Raw genomic sequence first — 3777 nt, forward strand, 5'->3', positions numbered from 1 at the left:
ACGTCGCCGTCATCGCCGACGCGTCGAGCGCCAAGCACGGCAGGGCGATGCCCGTGACGCGGATTCCCATCGTCAGCCCCGACGAGCTGCTCGAGCGGCGCCCCGACCGCGTTCTGCTCTTCGTCTCGGACCTGCTGCCCGAAGTGCGCGCGGCGCTGCCCGGCGTCGAGGAATCCGGCGCCAGGTGGGTCATCGTGGACCCCGTGCCCCGCGAGGTCGAGCCGCTCACGCATTGACGGTCGTCCACCGCATGTCGTCGCTGAGGCGCCCCTCGCGCTGCAGGCCGGCGAGCCAGGGCAGCCGCTTGAACTTCGCGCGGTAGACGTCCTCCACAAGCCCGTACTCCGCGTACTTCTGGAACAGCTCTGCCGCGCCGCGCCGAATGGTCCAGCTCGCCTCGAACTCCGGCACGAGGCGGGCGATCTTGCTGAAGTCGACCCGGTACGAGCGCGGGTCGTTGCCCGCCTCGCCCGTGATCCTCAGCTTAGAGCCGGGGACGACGTCTGCCACGATCGCGGCGATGTCGCTCACGCGCAGGTTGTTCGCGCTGAGGCCGACGTTGAACGCCTGGTTGGAGACGGATTCCGCGGGCGCGGTGAGGCACGCGAGGAAGGCTGCGGCGATGTCCTGTGCGTGAGCCAAGGGGCGCCACGGCGTGCCGTCCGAAAGCACCAGCACGGTGCCCGTTAGGTAGGCAGAGGCGACGAGGTCGTTGAGCACGATGTCGCCGCGCAGCCGCGGCGAAAAGCCGAAGGCGGTGGCGTTGCGCAGGTACACCGGCTCGAAGTCGGCGTCGGCGAGGGCATCCAGATCGGCTTCGACGCGCACCTTGCTCTCGGCATACGGCGTGACGGGCGCGAGCGGGGCATCCTCATTGACGAGCACGTCGCCGCCCGAGGTGCCGTACACGCTGCAGGTGGACGCATACAGGAAGCGGCGCACGCCGGCTTCCTTCGCCGCGCGGGCGAGCCGCACGCTGGCCAGATGGTTGATGTCGTAGGTGAGCTGCGGGGCGAGGTTGCCGAGCGGGTCGTTCGAGAGCGCGGCGAGGTGCGCGACCGCGTCGACGTCGACGAGGTGCTCTGGCGTGATGTCGCGGATGTCTGCCCGAATGGTTGGCGGGTCGTCCGGCGCCGGGCCGAGCACGCAGTCGGCGAAGAAGCCGGTGTCGAGCCCGACCACGTCGTGCCCGGCGTTCCGCAGCACCTGCGTCATGACGGTGCCGAGGTAGCCCTCGCTGCCGGTGACGAGTACACGCATGGCGTCTTCTTTCAGTAGGCGGCGATCGGCGCGGCGGCCGGGTCGACGATCTCGAGCGAGGGGATGGGGAAGACGAGCTTGCCGCCCCACTCGGCGACGTAGGCGAGCTGCTCGCTCAGCTCGGCGCGCAGGTTCCAGGGCAGGACGAAGACGTAGTCGGGCTTCGTCTCGGCGAGCCGCTCGGGCGCGAAGACGGGGATGTGCGTGCCGGGCAGGTAGCGGCCGTGCTTGTAGGGGTTGCGGTCGACCGTGTACTGCAGCAGGTCGGCGCGCACGCCGCAGTGGTTGAGCAGCGTGTTGCCCTTTCCGGGTGCCCCGTAGCCCGCGACCGTCTTGCCCTCGCGCGCGGCGGTGATGAGGAAGTCGAGCACGTCGTTGCGGATGCGCGAGACGGAGTAGGCGAAGCCCGCGTGCCCGAACACGGTGTCGAGGCCGGCCTCGGCCTCTTCGGCGAGAAGGCGCACGACGGCGTCGCTCGGTGTTCCCGCGACCTCGCGGGGCCGCGCGTAGGCGCGGATCGAGCCGCCGTGGGTCGGGAGCTCCTCGATGTCGACCAGTTCGAGGCCGCCCGTGCGCAGCGCCCGCGAGATCGTGAGCGCCGTGTAGTACTGGAAGTGCTCGTGGTAGATCGTGTCGTACTGGTTGCGCTCGATCAGCCGGCGCAGGTACTGCACCTCGATCGTCACCCAGCCGTCGTCCTTGACGAGGGCGCGCAGGCCCTTGGTGAAGTCGATGAGGTCGGGGATGTGGGCGAACACGTTGTTCGCCGCGACCAGGTCGGCGCGCCCGTAGCGGGCCGCCAGCTCACTGCCCGTCCGCTCGCCGAGGAACACCGATTCCGTGCGGATGCCGCGCTCGCGCGCCACGACGCCGATGTTGGCCGCCGGCTCGATGCCGAGAACGGCGATGCCTGCCGCGCGGAAGTGCTGCAGCAGATAGCCGTCGTTGCTGGCGGCCTCGGTCACCAGGCTGTCCGGGCCGAGGCCGAGCTTCTCGATCATGGCGTCGGCGTAGCGCTTGGCGTGGCTCACCCAGCTGTCGGAGAAGCCCGAGAAGTAGGCGTACTCGACGAAGACGTCCTCGGGGTCGACGTAGGCGGGCAGCTGCACGAGCAGGCAGTCGGCGCAGATGCGCACGTGCAACGGGTAGAACTTCTCGGCCGCGTCGAGCCGGTCAGCCGTCAGGAAGTCCTCGCAGGGCGGCGACATGCCGAGGTCGACGAAGGTCTCGGTCAGGTCGGCGCCGCACAGGCGGCAGGTCGGGGACACGGTGCTGTCCGAAGCCATGGGATGGGGCCTCTCGGTCGGGAAGCGTGATGCCGTCACCGTATCCGGAGAACTGAGAATCCCTCATACCCCCCTTGGAGGGACTGTCGGATTCGCCCAGAGTAATCCTCACTTGTTCCCATGCATAGTGACATCGCCGTCATCGGCGCGGGTCCGTATGGACTCTCGGTCGCAGCGCAGCTCGCCCAGCGCGGTGCGGATGCCCGCACCTTCGGGCCGCCGATGGCGACCTGGCGCGAGCGGATGCCCGCCGACATGCTCCTCAAGTCGGACCCCTTCGCCTCCAGCCTGACCGCGGGCGTTCCGGGCTGGACGCTCGGCGAGTACAGCGCCCGCGTCGGGGCGCCCTACGGCGATCGCGAACCGCGCGTTCCCCTCGCGCGCTTCTGCGACTACGGCCTCGCATTCCGCGACGAACTCGTGCCGGATCTGGACGAGCGCATGGTGACGCTGCTCACGCCGACGTCGGACGGCTACGAGCTGGTGCTCGAGGACGGCGAGCGCCAGACGGCTCGCCGCGTCATCGTTGCAGTCGGCATCACCCACTTCGCCCACACGCCGGCCGTGCTCGCCGGGCCGAGCGACCGCGTGAGCCACTCGGGCGATCACCGCACCTTCGACCGCTTCGCCGGCGCCCGGGTCGCCGTGATCGGCGCCGGCTCTTCCGCGGTCGAAGTGACAGCGGCGCTGGTCGACGCCGGCGCCCAGTCCACCCTGCTCGCCCGGCGGGGCAGCATTCCGTTCTGGGCGGCGCCCGACCCCGACGCTCAGCGCCCGAGCTGGGCCGAGCGCCTGCGCAACCCGTCGACGGGGCTCGGCCCGGGCTGGCGCAACAAGCTGTGCGAGGACGCTCCCGACGTCTTCCGCGCCCTGCCGCCCGAGCTGCGCCTGCGCATCGTCCGCAATCACCTGGGCCCGGTCTCGCCGTGGTGGCTGCGCGACACCGTGATGGGCGGAGCCGAGGTGCGCACCGGCGTCACGCTGCACGGCGCCCGCCACGGCGAGGCGTCCATTGCGCTCGAACTGAGCGGGCCAGACGGCGAGCACGAGTGGCGCGAGTTCGACCACGTGATCTGCGCGACGGGCTACCAGGCGAGCCTCGACCGCATCCCGTTCCTCGACCAGCGCCTCGCCCGCGGCCTCGCCCGCGTCGGCGAGATGCCCGAGCTGAACCGGCACTTCGAGTCCTCGGCCCCTGGGCTGTTCTTCGTCGGCGCGACGGCCGCCGGCA

Annotated in this window: 4 protein-coding genes; 2 read left to right on the plus strand and 2 right to left on the minus strand. The window is 70.6% G+C overall.

What is annotated here, in order from left to right; all coding sequences use genetic code 11:
- On the plus strand, positions 1-236 hold a 236-nt coding region (locus ACM2XV_RS13240), incomplete at its 5' end, for a Rossmann-fold NAD(P)-binding domain-containing protein (RefSeq protein WP_487027266.1).
- On the opposite strand, the gene ACM2XV_RS13245 is transcribed toward ACM2XV_RS13240, so the two are convergent.
- A complete protein-coding gene (locus ACM2XV_RS13245) occupies positions 226-1260 on the minus strand; it encodes an NAD-dependent epimerase/dehydratase family protein (protein WP_487027267.1) in 1035 nt (344 codons plus the stop codon). The genes ACM2XV_RS13240 and ACM2XV_RS13245 overlap by 11 nt on opposite strands.
- 11 nt (positions 1261-1271) lie before the next feature.
- Positions 1272-2546, minus strand: coding sequence for a methyltransferase domain-containing protein (locus ACM2XV_RS13250; protein ID WP_487027268.1), 1275 nt, complete (start codon positions 2544-2546; stop codon positions 1272-1274).
- Between the two features lie 120 nt (positions 2547-2666).
- Between ACM2XV_RS13250 and ACM2XV_RS13255 the strand changes: the two genes are divergently transcribed.
- A partial coding sequence (locus ACM2XV_RS13255) for an NAD(P)-binding domain-containing protein (protein WP_487027269.1) occupies positions 2667-3777 on the plus strand: 1111 nt, incomplete at its 3' end.

The organism is Gryllotalpicola sp. CP2-P1 (assembly GCF_057512245.1).

What these genes read in the sequence shown, in the direction of transcription:
- ACM2XV_RS13245 (WP_487027267.1), bottom strand. Translation starts at nt 1,260, where the DNA reads ATGCGTGTACTCGTCACCGGCAGCGAGGGCTACCTCGGCACCGTCATG.
- ACM2XV_RS13250 (WP_487027268.1), bottom strand. Translation starts at nt 2,546, where the DNA reads ATGGCTTCGGACAGCACCGTGTCCCCGACCTGCCGCCTGTGCGGCGCC.